Source organism: Aeromicrobium sp. SORGH_AS_0981, assembly GCF_031453195.1.
GTDB lineage: Bacteria > Actinomycetota > Actinomycetes > Propionibacteriales > Nocardioidaceae > Aeromicrobium.
In genome coordinates, this window is record NZ_JAVIZD010000001.1 from 1,904,652 (window position 1) to 1,920,048 (window position 15,397).

Here is a 15,397-nt window from a genome sequence, read left to right on the forward strand (position 1 = left end):
GGTGCCGACGCGGACCCGCCGCCCCGGGTCAGCCGGTCAGCTGATGCCCTTGCAGGTGTCGGTGTCGCCCTCGTCGGTGAGGAACTCACAGAAGTCTGCCACCTGGTCCTTGGTGACGAGTCGGCCCTGCAGGACGGTGTTCTTCTCGACCTTCTCGCCCTCGGCGACCTTGAGGCTGATGCCGAGCACCTCCTTGCCGAGCACGAACGGCGACTCGGCGTGCGTGGAGTACATCGTGCCCGCCTCGATCGCCTTCAGGGCGTCGCCGATGCCGTCGTTGCCGACGACCTTGACCTGGCCCGCGAGGTTGCGTGCCTTGAGCGCCGCGACGACGCCGAGCGCCATCTCGTCGTTCGCGGCGTAGACGCCGTCGATGTCGCTGTTGCCCTGCAGGACGTTGGTCATGACGTCGAGCGCCTTGCCGCGGTCGAAGTCGGCGGCCTGCTGGGCGACGACCTCGATGTCCGGGTAGGCCTTGATGCCCTCGTTGAAGCCCTTGCTGCGGTCCTGCGCGACGTTCGTGCCGAGGATGCCCTGGATCTCGACGACCTTGCCCTTCTCGCCGATCGACTCGGCGAGCGACTTCGCGGCCTCCTTGCCGGCCTGGACGGCGTCGTAGCCGATGAAGCTGTCGAGGTCGCCGCTGTCGGGCGCACGGTCGAAGGCGACGACGGGGACGCCGGCCTTGTTGGCGGCCTTCGTCATCGTGCCGCCGGACTCGCTGCCGACCGGGTCGATGATGAGCACCGACGGCTTCTTGGTCAGGGCGGTCGTCGTCGCGTTCAGCGCCGTCTGGTCGCTGTTGTTGGCGTTCTGCACGTCGAGGTCGACGCCGGAGTCCTTCGCGGCCTCCTTGGCGCCGTCGACGACGGAGACGAAGAACGGGTTGTTGAGCGTGCTGATGACGAGGGTCGCCTTGACGTCCTTCTCGCCGCCGGCGTCGCCGCCGCGTCCGCAGGCGCCGAGCGTCGTGGTCATCGCCAGGGCCGCGGTGAGGGCGGCCGTCTTCTTCCAGGTGTTCACGGGGTTCCTCCAGTGGTGGTGGGTGAGGCGGTGTCCGCGTCGGCGCCCGAGCCAGGCCGTCGAGGACGGACCAGGCGCGTCAGCGCCCGGACACGATCGGAGTTGCGATCCAGGAAGATCGCCACGAGGATCACGAGACCCTTGACGACGCCCTGCAGGAACGGCGAGACATCGAGCAGGTTGAGACCGTTGTCGATGACGCCGAGCAGCAGCGCGCCGATGAGGGTGCCGGCGAGCGCACCGCGGCCGCCCGCGAGGCTGGTGCCGCCGATGATGACGGCGGCGATGGCGGCGAGCTCCAGGCCGGTGCCGGCCGTGGGCTGCGCGGTGCCGAGGCGTGCGGCCAGGATGAACCCGGCCGTCGAGGCCAGGAGGCCGCTGATGACGAACGCGAGGATCTTCACGCGGTGCACCTCGATGCCGGCGAGGCGCGCCGCGTCCTCGTTGTCGCCGACGGCGTACACGTGGCGGCCGTAGCGCGACCTGGCCAGGACGAGGCCGAAGACGACGAACGCCGCGAGCATGATCCACACCGGGTTCGGCACGCCCAGCGGGCTCGCCTGGCCGATCGCGAGGAACGCGTCGTCGTCGATCGAGACCGGGTTGCCCTGGCTCAGCTGCAGCGTGAGGCCCGAGAGCACCGACATCATCGCGAGCGTCGCGATGAACGACGGCATGCGCAGCTTCGTCACCAGCAGGCCGTTGACGAGGCCGGCGAGGGCGCCCACGCCCCAGCCGGCGAGCAGGCCGACGACGAGCGGCTGGTCCTGCAGCGTGAAGGCGGTGACGATGCCCGAGATGCCGAGGATCGCGCCGACCGACAGGTCGATCTCGGCGAGGATGATGACGTACGTCTGCCCGGCTGCCAGCAGCGCCGTGACCGACGCGGCGAGCAGCACGTTCAGCAGGTTGTCCCCGGTGAGGAACAACGGCGTGGCGATGAACAGCACGAGGCCGACGAAGAGCAGCATCCACACCGCCCGCAGCTCGCGGTTCAGGGACGTCAGCCCGGTGATGATCGGCTTCATGCGGCACTCTCCAATGCGTGCTCGAGCAGCTTCTGCTCGGTGAGGTCGTCGTCGGTGAGCTCGGCCACGACGTGGCCCTGACGCATCACCAGGAGCCGGTCGGACATGGCGACCAGCTCGGGGAGGTCGGAGGAGACGAGCACGACGGCGACGCCGGCGGCGGCCTGCTCGTTGATGATCCGGTAGATCTCGGCCTTGGCGCCGACGTCGACGCCGCGGGTCGGCTCCTCCATCATCAGCACCTTCGGGTGGGTCAGGACCCAGCCGCCGAAGAGCGCCTTCTGCTGGTTGCCGCCGGACAGGCTGCCGACCGGCGCCGAGGGCGAGGCCGTGCGGATCGAGAGCTGCTCGATGATCCGGGTCGTCTCGGCGCGCTCGCGACCGCGGTGCACGTACGGCCCGGTGCTGTAGCGCGAGAGGCTGGCCATCGAGATGTTGTCCGACACCGACTGCTGCAGGCACAGGCCCTCGGCCTGGCGGTCCGGCGGCACGTAGCCGATCCCGGCGTCGATGGCCGCCTGCGGCGCCGACGGACGGTACGTCGTGCCGTCGACGGCCACCGAGGCCGTCGTGGTCGGCACCAGCCCGAACAGGGCCCGCAGGACGCTGCCCTTGCCGCAGCCGAACACGCCGCCGATGCCGACCACCTCGCCGGCGCGGACGTCGAACGAGACGTCGGCGAAGTCCGGTCCTGTGAGGCCGCGCACCGAGAGGACGACGTCGTCGCGGGTGTGGGTCTCCTTGGGGTAGAAGTCCTCGATGGTGCGTCCGACCATGGCCGTCACCACCTCGCGCTCGTCGAGCTCGGCGGTCGGTCGCTCGAGCGCGACGGAGCCGTTGCGCAGCACGACCACGCGCTGGGAGAGCCGGAAGACCTCCTCCAGCCGGTGGCTGATGTAGACGATCGCGACGCCGGAGGCCCGCAGCCGCTCGATCTGCTCGAACAGCCGCTCGGACTCCTGCTCGTCGAGCGCCGCCGTGGGCTCGTCGAGGATGAGCAGCCGCGCGTCGTGCCCGGCGGTCTTGGCCATCTCGAGCATCTGCATCTGCGCGACCGAGAGCCGGTGGACCGGGGTGGCGGGGTCGACGTCGAGCCCGATGAGGTCGAGCAGCTCGCGGGCCTTGGCGCGCATGCGGCGCTTGCTGACGAGGACGCGACCGAACTCGGCCTGCTCGTCGAGCGTGAAGAGGTTCTCGGCAACCGTGAGGTTCGGGAAGATGTTCTGCCTGAACTCCTGGTAGATCACCTGGATGCCGTGGCCCATCGCGTCCTGCGGGCCGGTGAAGGCGACGTCCTGGCCGTCGACCACGATGCGGCCGGCGTCGGGGCGGTACGCGCCGGAGACGATGCGGGTCAGCGTCGACTTGCCGGCGCCGTTCTCGCCGACGAGCGCGAGGACCTCGCCGCCCTCGACCGTCAGGTCGATGCCGCGCAGCACCTCGGTCTCGCCGAAGCGCTTGTGGATGTCGTGCAGCTCGATGCGCATGGCGGCCTCAGTACGCCACGCCGGCGTGCAGCACGACGTTGGCGTACGGGGTGAACTCGCCCGAGCGCACCGCCGCCCGCGCGCCGTGGCTGAGCGCCTTCAGCTCGACGTGCGGGACGAGCGTGATCGGCACGTCGAGCGCGGCGAAGCGCTCCTCCAGCGCGGCGAGCATGTCGGGGGAGTGCTCGCGGATCTCCTCGGAGATCGTCGCGCCCTCGACGACCAGCTCGTCGAGCACGGTGTCGAGCACGTCGAGGAACGCGGGCAGCCCCGGGCGGACCGCGAGGTCGACGCGCTCGACGCCGAGCGGGATCGGCAGGCCGGCGTCGGTGACGACGACGAGGTCGGTGTGCCCGGTCTCGGAGACGACCCGCGACAGCTGGCCGTTCAGGGTGGCGGTGTTCTTGCGCATGGGTGGTTCAGCTCCCGGTGGTGGCGGTGGGGGTGGAGGTTCCGGCAGCGCGGACGGCGAGGAAGGCGTCGACGTCCGTGCCCGCGGGCAGGCTCGGCGACGCGCCCCGTCGGGTGACGGCCAGCGCGCCGGCGGCCATGGCCCGGGGGAGGGCGGCGTCGAGGGTGAGCCCTGACGCGAGGCCCGCCCCGAGGTAGCCGGCGAACGCGTCGCCCGCGGCCGTCGTGTCGACGGCCTCGACGGCGGGGGCCGCGAAGTGTCGGGGGCCGTCGGCGTCGACGACCACCACGCCCTTGGCGGCGAGGGTGACGACGGCGTGCGCGACGCCGCGCTCGACGAACCAGCGCCCGGCCTGCTCGGCGGAGGCGACGTCGACCACGGGGATGCCGGTGAGCGTCGTGGCCTCGGTCTCGTTGGGGGTGACGACGTCGAGCTCGGCCCACACGGCGTCGTCGAGGGGAGCGGCGGGTGCCGGGTCGAGGATCGCGACCATGCCGGCGGCACGGGCCGCGCGGGTGGCCCGGACCATGACGTCCACGGGGGTCTCGAGCTGCGTGAGCAGCACGGACGCACGGCCCACCGCGCCGGCCACGCCGGCGTCGACGTCGGCAAGCCCGAGATGGTCGTTGGCGAGCGGGACCATGACGATGTCGTTCTCGCCCGAGGCGTCCACGCGGATGTGGGCCACGCCGGTGGGGCCGTCGACCGTGCGCACGGACGTCACGTCGACGCCGGAGGCGGCGAGCCCGCCGCGCGTGAGCTCGGCGAAGGCGTCGGTGCCGACGCAGCCGACCATCTGGGTGTCCACACCCGCGAGCGCGGCCGCGACGGCCTGGTTCGCGCCCTTGCCGCCGAGGACGAGGGTAAGGTCGTCGCCCAGGATCGTCTCGCCCGGACGGGGCAGACGCTGGGAGAAGGTCGTGACGTCGGCGGTGATGCTGCCGATCACCAGGACGCCGGAGGGGGTGGTCATGCGGGGCTGCCTTTCGGGACGGGCCCCGTCGACCCGCGGACGACCAGCTCGACCGGGAGGGTGACGTGGGCGGTGGGGGCGTGCTCGTCGGCGTGCAGGCGCTCGACGAGCAGGCGGGCCGCCGCGGCGCCCTCCTCGACGTCGGGACGCGACACGACCGTGAGCGGTGGGTCGAGCAGGGTGGCGAGCGGCAGGTCGTCGAAGCCGACGACGGACAGGTCGTCCGGCACCCGCACGCCGAGCGCACCGAGCGTCACGAGGGCGCCGGCCGTCATGAGGTTGTTCGCGACGACGACGGCCGTGGGCCGCTGCGGCAGCCGCCAGAGGTCGGCCATGTGCAGCCGGCCGCTGTCCTCGCGGAAGTCGCCGCGCCGCACGAGCGCCTCGTCGACGTCGATGCCGTGGCCCGCCATGGCGGCGAGGAACGCCTCGTGGCGCATGCGGCCGGGGGTGGAGTCGACGCGACCGCTGATGGTCGCGATCCGGGTGTGCCCGAGCCCGACCAGGTGGTCGACGGCCTGCTGGATGCCCGCGGTGTTGTCGACGAGGACGCGGTCGACGTCGGGGCCCGAGGAGGTCTCGCGGTCGACGAACACGAGCGGGTGGCCGGCCTGCGCCAGCAGGTCGGGGATCTCGTCGTTCTCCGACAGCGGCGCCATGATGAGCCCGTCGGTGCGCTGGGCCAGCTCGCGGACGAGGGCCTCCTCCCGCTCGGCGTCCTCGTCGCTGTTGCCCAGGATCACCTGCAGGCCGTGCGGGCGGACCTCGCGCTCGATGCCCTTCACGAGGGCGGCGAAGAACGGGTTGGAGATGTCGGGGACGATCACGCCGATCGACTGGTGGCGTCCCGACTTCAGGCTGCGGGCGACGAGGCTGGGCCGGTAGCCGAGCTCCTCGATGGCGCGGCGGACGGCCTCCTCGCTGCGGATGCGCTGGCCGGCGAGGTAGCGCGTCACGGACGCCGTGGACACGCCGGCCGCCCTCGCCACGTCCTGGATGTTCGCCATGCCTGCTGCCCTTCGTGCCGCCGTCGGCGGCCTTGTCGAGTGAAGTGTTATCGATAACACTGTTATCGATGACAGTGACCGTAGTCACAGGTGGGGCGGCTGTCAAGCGACATCGTGTGCCCGCCGCCGCCGGGCGCTCCCGGTGGCGTGCCACGATGTGCGCGTGAGCCTGACCGCCGACCAGATCCGCCGCGCCCCGAAGGTGGCGCTCCACGAGCACCTCGACGGCGGCGTCCGCCCGTCGACCGTCGCCGAGATCGCGCAGGAGGTCGGGCACCCGCTGCCCGCCCCGCCGGACCGGCTCGGGATGTGGTTCGCCGACGCCGCCAGCTCCGGCTCGCTGCCGCGCTACCTGGAGACCTTCGAGCACACGGTCGCGGTCATGCAGCGTCCGCAGGACCTCGCCCGCGTGGCCCGCGAGTCGGTGCTCGACCTCGCCGCCGACGGTGTCGTCTACGCGGAGCTGCGCTGGGCGCCCGAGCAGCACCTGCAGGGCGGCCTGCCCCTCGCCGAGACGGTCGAGGCCGTGCAGGCGGGCATCGACGAGGGGCGCGCCGAGGCGGCCGCCGAGGGCACGCCGATCGTCGTCGGCCAGCTGCTCACGGCGATGCGGCACGCGCAGCACGGTCTGGAGATCGCCGAGCTCGTCGTCGAGTACCGGGACCGGGGCGTCTGCGGCTTCGACATCGCGGGTGCCGAGGACGGCTTCCCGCCGATCCTGCACCTCGAGGCGTTCGAGTACCTGCGCCGCGAGAACGCGCACTTCACCATCCACGCAGGCGAGGCATTCGGCCTGCCGTCCATCTGGCAGGCCATCCAGCGCTGCGGCGCCGACCGGCTGGGCCACGGCGTCCGGATCATCGACGACATCGACCTCGCGGCCGAGGGCGGGCCCCGACTGGGCCTGCTCGCCGCCTACGTGCGGGACCGGCGCATCCCCCTGGAGATGTGCCCCTCCTCGAACCTCCAGACCTCGGCGGTCCCCGGCATGCGCTCCATCGCGGACCACCCGATCGGCCTGCTCAAGGAGCTCGGGTTCCGCGTGACCATCAACTGCGACAACCGGCTGATGAGCGGCACGTCGATGAGCCGGGAGATGCAGCTGCTCGTCGACGCCTTCGACTACGGCGCCGACGACCTGCGCTGGTTCACGGTCAACGCCATGAAGAGCGCCTTCCTGCCGTTCGACGAGCGCCTCGCGCTGATCGACGACGTCATCAAGCCGCGCTACGCAGCGCTCTAGTCCCCACGTTTCGGAGCGTCATCGCCCTTTCTTCGCGAGAAAAGGGGTGATGACGTTCCGAAACGTGGGGTGGACGAGCGACGCAGCACCCGCCGCGCCTGGCGCGGGGTCATCGGGGTGCAGCCGGCGGCCACCGCCGCGGCGACGACCCGGTCGTCGTCGTTCTTCAGCCGCCAGCCGCGCCGCACCAGCACCCACGGGCTCTTGCGCCCCTCCCGCAGGTCGCGCGCGAGGCGCAGCCCGAACGTGACGAACCGGTGCCGGCGCAGGCAGATCGCCGCGTCCAGCAGTCCGGCGTCGCGGCACGCGGCCACGACGACCGGCGCGAACAGGCCCTCGGCGATGAACCGGTCGCCGACCTCCAGGTGCTGCGTGCCGGTCCGACGGCTCGCGGCGATGTCGTACACCGGCACGTCGGCCTCGCCGGCGGCGCAGAGCTCCGCGATCGACCCGACCGCGGCCACCGCGTCCCAGGAGCCGGCGTCGTCCCAGTCGGGGATGCCCAGGCTCGAACGAGGCAGGTCGGGGTCGTCGCCGTCGCGGTAGAAGTCGTCGAGGCGCAGCACCGACCACCCCAGGACCTGGGCCAGGTGGGACTTCCCGACGCCCGACGGTCCGGCCACGATGACGACTCCCACGGCGTGCCACCCTACGAGATGCACGCTCTTCCAGGTTCCCGGACTTCACCCATTCGTCACGCGCGGAGCGTTGACGACGCGCACCGGACCGGGGTGGAATCGAGGTCGATCCAGAGCGGTCCGGGCGTCGTCGCGCCACCGGGGGGCCGACTCGACGACCCGAAGGACCGCTCCCACGTGAAGACACGTCTGCGCCGAGCCGCGCTCGCACTTTCCCTCGTCCTGGCCCTCGGGGCCGGCGTCCTCGCCGCGACCCCCGCCCAGGCTGCGGACGACGTCACCATCAGGCTGCTCGACGTCAACGACTTCCACGGCCGCATCGACGCGAACACCGTCAAGGTGGCCGGCACGATCGAGCAGCTGCGGGCCGAGGCGGGGGAGGCCAACACCCTGTTCCTCTCGGCGGGCGACAACATCGGCGCCTCGCTGTTCGCCTCCTCGGTGCAGCAGGACGAGCCGACCATCGACGTGCTGAACGCCCTGGGCCTGCGCGTCTCGACGATCGGCAACCACGAGCTCGACCGCGGCTTCGCCGACCTCGCCGGGCGCGTGAGCGACCGGGCCGACTTCACCTACCTCGGTGCCAACGTCGTGTCCAAGGCGACCGGCGAGCCGGCGCTCCCGGCGTACGAGACCTTCGAGGTCGGCGGCCTCGACGTCGCCGTCGTCGGCGCCGTCACCGAGGAGACGCCGTCGCTGGTCTCGCCCGCGGGCATCGCCGACCTGGAGTTCACGGACCCGGTCGAGGCGGTCAACCGCACGGTCGACGAGCTCGAGGCGTCGCCCACGCCGCCCGACGTCGTCGTCGCCGCCTACCACGAGGGCGCTGGTGCGGGCACGCCCGACGGCGCCACGCTCGAGCAGGAGGTGGCCGCCGGCGGCGCCTTCGCCGACATCGTCACCAAGACCGACCCGCAGGTCGACGCGATCTTCACGGGCCACACCCACAAGCAGTACGCCTGGCAGGCGCCCGTCCCCGGCGAGGCTGGCAGGACCCGACCGGTGCTGCAGACCGGCAGCTACGGCGAGGCCATCGGCAGCATCGACCTGACGGTCGACGGTGACACCGGTGCCGTCACGAGCACCGCCACCAACGTCAAGCGCACCACCACCGACGACGCGACGCTCGTGAGCCGCTTCCCGCGCGTCGCCCAGGTCAAGACCATCGTCGACGCCGCGCTGGCCAAGGCCAAGCAGGTCGGCGAGCAGCCGGTGGCGCAGGTCAGCGCCGACATCACCACCGCCTACGCGGGCGGCAACCGCGACGACCGGGCGAGCGAGTCGACGCTCGGCAACCTCGTCGCCGACGCCCAGCTGGCCGGCGTCGAGGACACGCCCGCCGGTGCCGACCTCGCGGTCGTCAACCCCGGTGGCCTGCGCAACGAGCTGCTCTTCAAGGGCACCGGCGGCACGAACGCCGACGGCGTCGTCACCTTCGCCGAGGCCAACGCCGTGCTGCCCTTCACCAACAACCTCAGCTCGGTGAGCCTCACGGGCGCCCAGCTGAAGAAGGTCTTCGAGCAGCAGTGGCAGCGCGACGCGGCCGGTGCCGTGCCGTCGCGCCCCTACCTGCAGCTCGGCACCTCGAGCAACGTCGCGTACACGTTCGACCCGACCCGCGCCGAGGGCGACCGGATCACGTCGCTGCGCGTGGACGGCAAGGCCGTCGACCCGGCCGCCACCTACAAGGTCGCCGTGCCGTCGTTCCTCGCGTCCGGCGGCGACAACTTCCGGGCCTTCGCGGAGGGCACGTCGGTCGACACCGGCCTGCTCGACTACGAGGTCTGGATCGACCACCTCAAGGCCGAGAGCCCCGTCGCGCCCGACTTCGCGCGGCACGCGGTGCAGGTCGAGGGCCTGCAGCAGGACTACACCGAGGGCGACGCGCTGGCGGTCACGCTGCCGAAGCTCGACCTGACGTCGCTCGGCAGCCCGGCCAACACCTCCGTCGCCGTGACGCTCGTGTCCGGTGGCACGCGTCGCGACCTCGGCGAGGTGCCTGTCAGCGGTGGCGTCGCGCGTCTCACGCAGACCCTGCCGAAGGGCGTGACGGGCACGGCCCACCTCGAGGTGAAGGCCAGCCCGAGCGGCACCACGGCCGTGCTGCCCTCGTTCACGATCGCGAAGGCGCTGGTCGACGCGAGACTCGACGTCGTCACCGTGCCGTTCGTGAAGCAGGGCTCGTTCTCCCTGCTCGTCGCCCGGGTCAGGGGTGCCGAGGGTCGACCCACCGGCACGGTCAGCGTCACGGCGGGCGAGACCCGGCTCGGCTCGGCGCGGCTGTCGCGCGGTGCTGCGGTGCTGCTGCTCGACACCCGTCGCCTCGCGGTCGGCCGCCAGGTGCTCACCACGGCCTACAGCGGCGACGCGACCTACAAGCCGGCGCAGCGCGACACCACCGTGACCGTGCTCGCGAAGCGGGGTCGCTGATGCGCGCCCGACGCAGCACGGCCGCACTCGCGGCCGGCGCCGCGCTCGTCGCGGGCCTGCTCGCCGCGGCTCCCTCGCAGGCCGCGCCCGACGGTGACGACCTCGTCATCGGCGAGGCGTACCTGAACGGCGGGAGCAGTGGCGCGACCTACCTGAACAAGTTCGTCGAGATCCAGAACCCGACGGACCGTCCGATCGACGTGTCCGGCTGGTCCGTGCAGTACCGCTCGTACTCCTCGACCGCCGCGTTCACGGGGGTCGTGCCGCTCGGCGACCACCACGTCGAGCCCGGTGGCACGCTGCTGGTCTCGGGGAACAGCAACGCGGCCAACGGCCAGGCGCTGCCGACTCCCGACGTGACGTCGTCGATCGCGTTCTCGGGCAACGCCAACGGCGGCACGCTCGCACTCGTGCGGTCCACCACCGCGCTCTCGGGCGACCGGGCGACGGTGCTCGCCTCCGACGCGCTCGTCGACCTCGTCGGCTACGGCGCCTCGGCCACCTACGAGGGCACCGGCCCGGCGGCGAGCGGCTACTCGGTGACGTCGTCGCTGCAACGCAGTGCGAGCCGCGACACCGACGACAACGCCGCCGACCTGCGCGGTGGCACGCCCACGCCGCAGGCCTGCGGCACCGCCTGCGACGGGGCGGGCACGCCCGTCGAGCCGCCCGCAGCCGCCACGATCGCCGAGATCCAGGGCACGGGCACCGCCAGCCCGCTCGTGGGACGCTCCGTCACCACGACGGGCGTCGTCACGGCCGCCTACCCGACCGGCGGCTTCGACGGCGTCTACCTGCAGACCGAGGGAACCGGCGGCGACGCCTCCGCGCGCACCGCCTCCGACGGCGTGTTCGTGCACTCCGCCGCCCTCGCGGGCGACGTGCGCGTCGGCGACCACCTGAAGGTCACGGGCACGGTCGAGGAGAGCTTCGGCCTCACCCAGCTCGACGTGGCAGCCGGCGGCTGGACCCGCCTCGACACGGCCGCGCAGGCGGTGAAGCCCACCGAGGTCACGTTCCCGATGGACGACGCCCAGCGCGAGGCGCTCGAGGGCATGCTCGTCGCACCGCAGGGCCGGTTCACCCTGACCGACAACTTCGGGACGAACACGTTCGGCGAGATCGGCCTCGCCTCCGGCGACACCGGTCTGCCGCAGCCCACCGACGTCGCGCGTCCGGGAACCGACGAGTACCGCGCGGTGGTGGCCGAGAACGCCCGTCGTCTGGTCACCGTCGACGACGGCGCGGGCGTGAACTACACGGCCGGTGCGAAGAACACGCCGGTGCCGTGGCTGCGTCCCGACAACGAGGTCCGCACCGGCGCTCCAGTCACCTTCGACGGCGACCCGCTCGTCCTCGACTACCGGTTCAGCAAGTGGCGCCTGCAGCCCACCCAGCAGCTGACGGCGGGCGGCGACGAGCCGATCACGATCGGCAGCACCCGCCAGGCGGCGCCGAAGGACGTGGGCGGCGACGTGAAGATCGCCTCGTTCAACGTGCTCAACTACTTCACGCTGACGGGCGAGGCGTACGAGCGCTCCGGCCTCGGCACGTGCACGTACTACACCGACCGCAACGGCAACCGGGTCACCGTGAACCGCTGCAGCGGCACCGGTCCCCGCGGTGCGGCCGACGACGCGAACCTGCAGCGTCAGCAGGCCAAGATCGTGAACGCGATCGACGGTCTCGGCGCCGACGTCGTGTCGCTCGAGGAGATCGAGAACTCCGCGGCGTTCGGCTTGGACCGCGACACCGCGCTGCGCACGCTCGTCGCCGCCCTCAACGAGAAGGCCGGCCGCGAGGAGTGGGCGGCCGTGGCCTCGCCGACGCGCGTGCCCGCGCAGGAGGACGTGATCCGCACGGCCTTCATCCACAAGGTCGGCGTGGTCGAGCCGGTCGGGGAGTCGGTCATCGACGACGACCCCGCCTTCGACAACGCGCGCGACCCGCTGGCCCAGGAGTTCCGTCCGGTGGGCGGCAAGGCGGCCGACGACTTCGTCGTGGTGGTGAACCACTTCAAGTCCAAGGGCTCGGGCGACGGCGAGGACGCCGACACCGGTGACGGTCAGGGCGCGTCGAACGCCTCGCGCGTCAAGCAGGCGCAGGCGCTGGTGACCTTCGCCGACGAGCAGAAGCAGGCCGCCGGCACCGACACCGTCTTCCTGACCGGCGACTTCAACAGCTACAGCAAGGAGGATCCGGTCACGGTCCTCGAGGACGCCGGCTACGTCAACGTGCCCGCGCGGTACACCGACAAGACGACCTACCAGTTCGGCGGTCTGCTCGGCTCGCTCGACCACGTCTTCGCCTCGCCGGCCGCGGCCGCCAAGGTCACGGGTGCCGACGTGTGGGACATCAACGCCGACGAGTCGCTGGCCCGCGAGTACAGCCGCTACGACAACAACGTCACGCGCCTGTACGACACCAGCCCGTACCGCGCCAGCGACCACGACCCCGCGGTCGTCGGCTTCACCGCCAAGGCCAAGGAGCCGCAGGTCGGGCCGACGCGCATCGCCGTCACGGGGTACACCGCCCCGCCGCGCGTCACCCTGACCGCCACGGTCACGGGTGGCGACGTGAAGGCGGACGGGGGCCTGCTGGTCGTGCTCGACGGCTGGCGACCCGTGGGTGCCGCGACGGTCCGCGACGGCCAGGCCACGGTGCGGCTCGCCGGCGTCGGCAAGGGTCGGCGCGTGCTGACCCTCGCCTACACCGGCGACCGCCGGCTCCGACCTGCGGTCACGCTCTACCGGACCCGCTGAGCCCGGGGCGAGGATGGCCCGAGCGCGTCCGGCAGCCGCCGGTGTCGTGCTCGGGCCATCACGCGTTCCGCGCGGGCGGTGGTCCTCCTCGGGAGCGGCCGACGGCTCGCCGTGCGGCGGTCGCGACGATCGTGTCGGCCAGCTGCTCGGGTGCGTCGACGGGGACGAGGTGGCCGCTGTCCGGGAGCAGGACCTCCACGAGGTCCGGCGCGACGCGTTCGAGCTGGCGTGCGGGAGCGTCCTGGACGGTCGACGCGCCGACCGCCGTGACCGGCATCGTCAGGGTGCCGCTCTCGGACCACGCCCGGTTCGCCGCGGCGTTGCTCGGCATCGCCCGGTAGTGCTCGAAGGCCGCTCGCAGCCGGCCGGGCCCCGTGTACGCGGCCACGAGCGTGTCGGCGAGGTCGTCGGGGACGCCCGTGCGTGACCCGATGCCGAGGAAGAAGCGCACGTAGCGGTCCTCGGCGCCGGCGACGACGTCCTCGGCGAGGCCACCGGGCGCCTGGTGGAAGCCGAACCACCAGGGTCCGCCGCCGGCGACGAACGTCTCGGCGCCGGGCAGACCGCCCACGACCGCCTCGACGACGGTGAGGCTGGAGACGCGGTCGGGACGGCTCGTCGCCAGGGCGAAGGCCACCGCGGCTCCGAGGTCGAGGCCGACGACGTGCGCGGCCGGCAGGCCCAGCGCGTCGAGCAGGGCGGCCTGGTCCGCGGCGAGGGTGGCGGCGTCGTACCCGTCGACGAGGACCTCGCTCGAGCCGAGGCCGCGCAGGTCGGGGGCGACCACCTGGTGGCCCGCTGCGACGAGGAGCGGCGTGACGGTCCTCCAGATGGCGTTCGTGTGGGGGAAGCCGTGGAGCAGCAGGATCGGTGGGCCGCTGCCCGTCGTCGTGACGGCGACCTGGAGGTCGCGCAGCTGCACGACCTCGACCTCGCTGGTCTCGTGAGTGGTGCTGCCCATCGCTCCGCCCTTCGTGGTTACCATCGGTGACCTGATGACGTGAGGAGACCGCTCGCGATGGGACAAGAAGGCACCTCGGGGGAACCTGGTCACCTCCCGGTGACCGTGGACGGCCAGGGGGACCTCTTCGACGCCGGGTGCCCGACCCGGCACCTGCTCGACCGCGTCGGGTCGAAGTGGACCGTGATGGTCGTGCTGCTCCTGGCCGAGGCGGACTCCGTCCGGTTCTCGGCGCTGCGCCGGCAGATGGCGGGGGTCTCGCAGAAGATGCTGTCGCAGACGTTGCGCCAGCTCGGGAGCGACGGCCTGGTGAGCCGACGGGTCGACGGGACCGTGAGCCCGCCGGCGGTGCACTACGCGCTGACGCCGCTGGGCTCGACGCTGGTCCCGGTGCTCGGGGCACTCAAGCAGTGGGCCGAGGACCACATGGGCGAGGTCGACGCGTCGCTCAGGGGACCAGGTAGCGGTACCGGTGGTGCGTGACGAAGCCGTACGGGGCGTAGAGCGCGAGCGCCGCGTGGTTGTCGGGCATGGTCTGCAGGTACACGCGGGTCGCGCCGCGCTCGTGCGCCCACGCGAGGCTGGTCCGCACGACGGCGTCGGCGAGACCGCGTCGGCGGTGCTCCGGGAGCGTCTCGACGGCGGCCACGCCGGCCCACTCGCCGGTCACCACGACCCGTCCGACGGCCGCCGCAGGCACGCCGTCGTCGGCGACCTCGACGAAGCCGACGGTGCGCGGTCCCTCCAGCACCCGTCGCGCGGCCTCCACGTCGTCGACCCGGCCGTAGCGCGACAGCCAGGCGTCCGACGCCCGCGCCGTCACGGTGGCCCGGTCATCGGGCTGCGGGGCGTCGTGCAGGTCGGCCACCTGCACGACGGCACCGCCCAGGTAGTCGGTGCGCGCCGTCCAGCCCGCCGCGAGGAAGCGGCGCTCCCACGCGGAGTCGACGACCACCTGCGCCTGCGGCTCCAGGCCCCGTGACGTGTAGAAGTCGAGCACCGCGGCGAACGCCTCGGCGTCGGGCCGTCCCGGGTCGCCCACGACGGCGACGGAGTTCGCGCGTCCCGTGAACGCCCCGGCGGCGCGCAGCTCCCACTCACCGAGCGACACCGACTCGGGGGCGGGCCACCCGCGCGAGGTGATCCGGACGAGCTCCTCGACGTCGACGTCGAGGGCGCGACGGCTGCGGGCGGGACGGTCCGGGACCACCTTGAGCGCGACGACGCGGTCGGCGGCCACGGACGTCTCGGACCCGTCGCGACGCTGCACGACGAGCCCGGTCGGGTCGGCCGCGACGACGCGACCGACGACGTCGGTCGCGCTCCCGTCGGCGAGCCGGTGCCGCACGGTGACCCGTCGGCCGAGGAGCTCCTGGAGGTCTGCCACGACGCCACCGTCTCATGAGGCATACCTCAGTACGGCGCCCCGTCGA

The 15,397-nt window shown here is 72.6% G+C and carries 13 protein-coding genes; 4 read left to right on the top strand and 9 right to left on the bottom strand.

Annotation, left to right across the window (positions count from 1 at the left end):
• Nucleotides 1-36 precede the first annotated feature (36 nt).
• From QE370_RS09700 to QE370_RS09725, 6 genes are read right to left on the bottom strand one after another with little or no spacing between them, the layout of a single operon-like run.
• Nucleotides 37-1,023 carry a substrate-binding domain-containing protein gene (locus tag QE370_RS09700; protein WP_309634226.1) on the bottom strand — a complete coding sequence of 329 codons (987 nt, stop codon included), beginning with the start codon at nucleotides 1,021-1,023 and terminating at the stop codon, nucleotides 37-39.
• The gene (locus QE370_RS09705; protein ID WP_309634227.1) at nucleotides 1,020-2,051 is read right to left on the bottom strand and encodes an ABC transporter permease; all 1,032 of its coding nucleotides are present in this window, start codon (nucleotides 2,049-2,051) and stop codon (nucleotides 1,020-1,022) included. The genes QE370_RS09700 and QE370_RS09705 overlap by 4 nt, the downstream gene beginning before the upstream one ends.
• Complete coding sequence (locus QE370_RS09710; RefSeq protein WP_309634228.1) at nucleotides 2,048-3,538, bottom strand: sugar ABC transporter ATP-binding protein; 1,491 nt, start codon at nucleotides 3,536-3,538, stop codon at nucleotides 2,048-2,050. The genes QE370_RS09705 and QE370_RS09710 overlap by 4 nt, the downstream gene beginning before the upstream one ends.
• A 7-nt stretch (nucleotides 3,539-3,545) precedes the next feature.
• Nucleotides 3,546-3,950 (bottom strand): D-ribose pyranase, encoded by a 405-nt coding sequence (rbsD, locus tag QE370_RS09715; RefSeq protein ID WP_289016765.1) that lies wholly within the window; start codon nucleotides 3,948-3,950, stop codon nucleotides 3,546-3,548.
• Between the two features lie 7 nt (nucleotides 3,951-3,957).
• Nucleotides 3,958-4,923: a ribokinase gene (locus tag QE370_RS09720; RefSeq protein WP_309634229.1), complete on the bottom strand. Its 966-nt coding sequence runs from the start codon at nucleotides 4,921-4,923 to the stop codon at nucleotides 3,958-3,960.
• The gene (locus QE370_RS09725) at nucleotides 4,920-5,930 is read right to left on the bottom strand and encodes a LacI family DNA-binding transcriptional regulator (protein ID WP_309634230.1); all 1,011 of its coding nucleotides are present in this window, start codon (nucleotides 5,928-5,930) and stop codon (nucleotides 4,920-4,922) included. The genes QE370_RS09720 and QE370_RS09725 overlap by 4 nt, the downstream gene beginning before the upstream one ends.
• A gap of 163 nt (nucleotides 5,931-6,093) precedes the next feature.
• On the opposite strand from QE370_RS09725, the gene QE370_RS09730 reads away from it, so the two are divergent.
• The gene (locus QE370_RS09730; protein WP_309634231.1) at nucleotides 6,094-7,173 is read left to right on the top strand and encodes an adenosine deaminase; all 1,080 of its coding nucleotides are present in this window, start codon (nucleotides 6,094-6,096) and stop codon (nucleotides 7,171-7,173) included.
• On the opposite strand, the gene QE370_RS09735 is transcribed toward QE370_RS09730, so the two are convergent.
• A complete protein-coding gene (locus QE370_RS09735; protein ID WP_309634232.1) occupies nucleotides 7,170-7,811 on the bottom strand; it encodes an ATP-binding protein in 642 nt (213 codons plus the stop codon). The two genes, QE370_RS09730 and QE370_RS09735, sit on opposite strands and share 4 nt — an antisense overlap.
• A 177-nt stretch (nucleotides 7,812-7,988) precedes the next feature.
• On the opposite strand from QE370_RS09735, the gene QE370_RS09740 reads away from it, so the two are divergent.
• Together QE370_RS09740 and QE370_RS09745 are read left to right on the top strand one after the other, a co-directional pair.
• A complete protein-coding gene (locus QE370_RS09740; RefSeq protein ID WP_309634233.1) occupies nucleotides 7,989-10,241 on the top strand; it encodes a 5'-nucleotidase C-terminal domain-containing protein in 2,253 nt (750 codons plus the stop codon).
• The gene (locus QE370_RS09745) at nucleotides 10,241-13,003 is read left to right on the top strand and encodes an ExeM/NucH family extracellular endonuclease (protein ID WP_309634234.1); all 2,763 of its coding nucleotides are present in this window, start codon (nucleotides 10,241-10,243) and stop codon (nucleotides 13,001-13,003) included. Before QE370_RS09740 ends, QE370_RS09745 begins: the two co-directional genes overlap by 1 nt.
• Before the next feature lie 58 nt (nucleotides 13,004-13,061).
• On the opposite strand, the gene QE370_RS09750 is transcribed toward QE370_RS09745, so the two are convergent.
• A complete protein-coding gene (locus QE370_RS09750; protein WP_309634235.1) occupies nucleotides 13,062-13,964 on the bottom strand; it encodes an alpha/beta hydrolase in 903 nt (300 codons plus the stop codon).
• Between the two features lie 99 nt (nucleotides 13,965-14,063).
• Here QE370_RS09750 and QE370_RS09755 point away from each other — a divergent pair, with 99 nt between their 5' ends.
• Entirely contained in the window at nucleotides 14,064-14,447 is a 384-nt protein-coding gene (locus QE370_RS09755) for a helix-turn-helix domain-containing protein (protein WP_309634236.1), read from the top strand.
• Here QE370_RS09755 and QE370_RS09760 read toward each other — a convergent pair.
• Nucleotides 14,413-15,351: a GNAT family N-acetyltransferase gene (locus QE370_RS09760; protein WP_309634237.1), complete on the bottom strand. Its 939-nt coding sequence runs from the start codon at nucleotides 15,349-15,351 to the stop codon at nucleotides 14,413-14,415. The two genes, QE370_RS09755 and QE370_RS09760, sit on opposite strands and share 35 nt — an antisense overlap.
• Nucleotides 15,352-15,397: the final 46 nt, after the last annotated feature.

Coding starts and splice junctions, on each gene's coding strand:
- QE370_RS09705 (WP_309634227.1), bottom strand. CDS start 2,051: ATGAAGCCGATCATCACCGGGCTGACGTCCCTGAACCGCGAGCTGCGG.
- QE370_RS09710 (WP_309634228.1), bottom strand. CDS start 3,538: ATGCGCATCGAGCTGCACGACATCCACAAGCGCTTCGGCGAGACCGAG.
- rbsD (WP_289016765.1), bottom strand. CDS start 3,950: ATGCGCAAGAACACCGCCACCCTGAACGGCCAGCTGTCGCGGGTCGTC.
- QE370_RS09720 (WP_309634229.1), bottom strand. CDS start 4,923: ATGACCACCCCCTCCGGCGTCCTGGTGATCGGCAGCATCACCGCCGAC.
- QE370_RS09725 (WP_309634230.1), bottom strand. CDS start 5,930: ATGGCGAACATCCAGGACGTGGCGAGGGCGGCCGGCGTGTCCACGGCG.
- QE370_RS09745 (WP_309634234.1), top strand. CDS start 10,241: ATGCGCGCCCGACGCAGCACGGCCGCACTCGCGGCCGGCGCCGCGCTC.
- QE370_RS09750 (WP_309634235.1), bottom strand. CDS start 13,964: ATGGGCAGCACCACTCACGAGACCAGCGAGGTCGAGGTCGTGCAGCTG.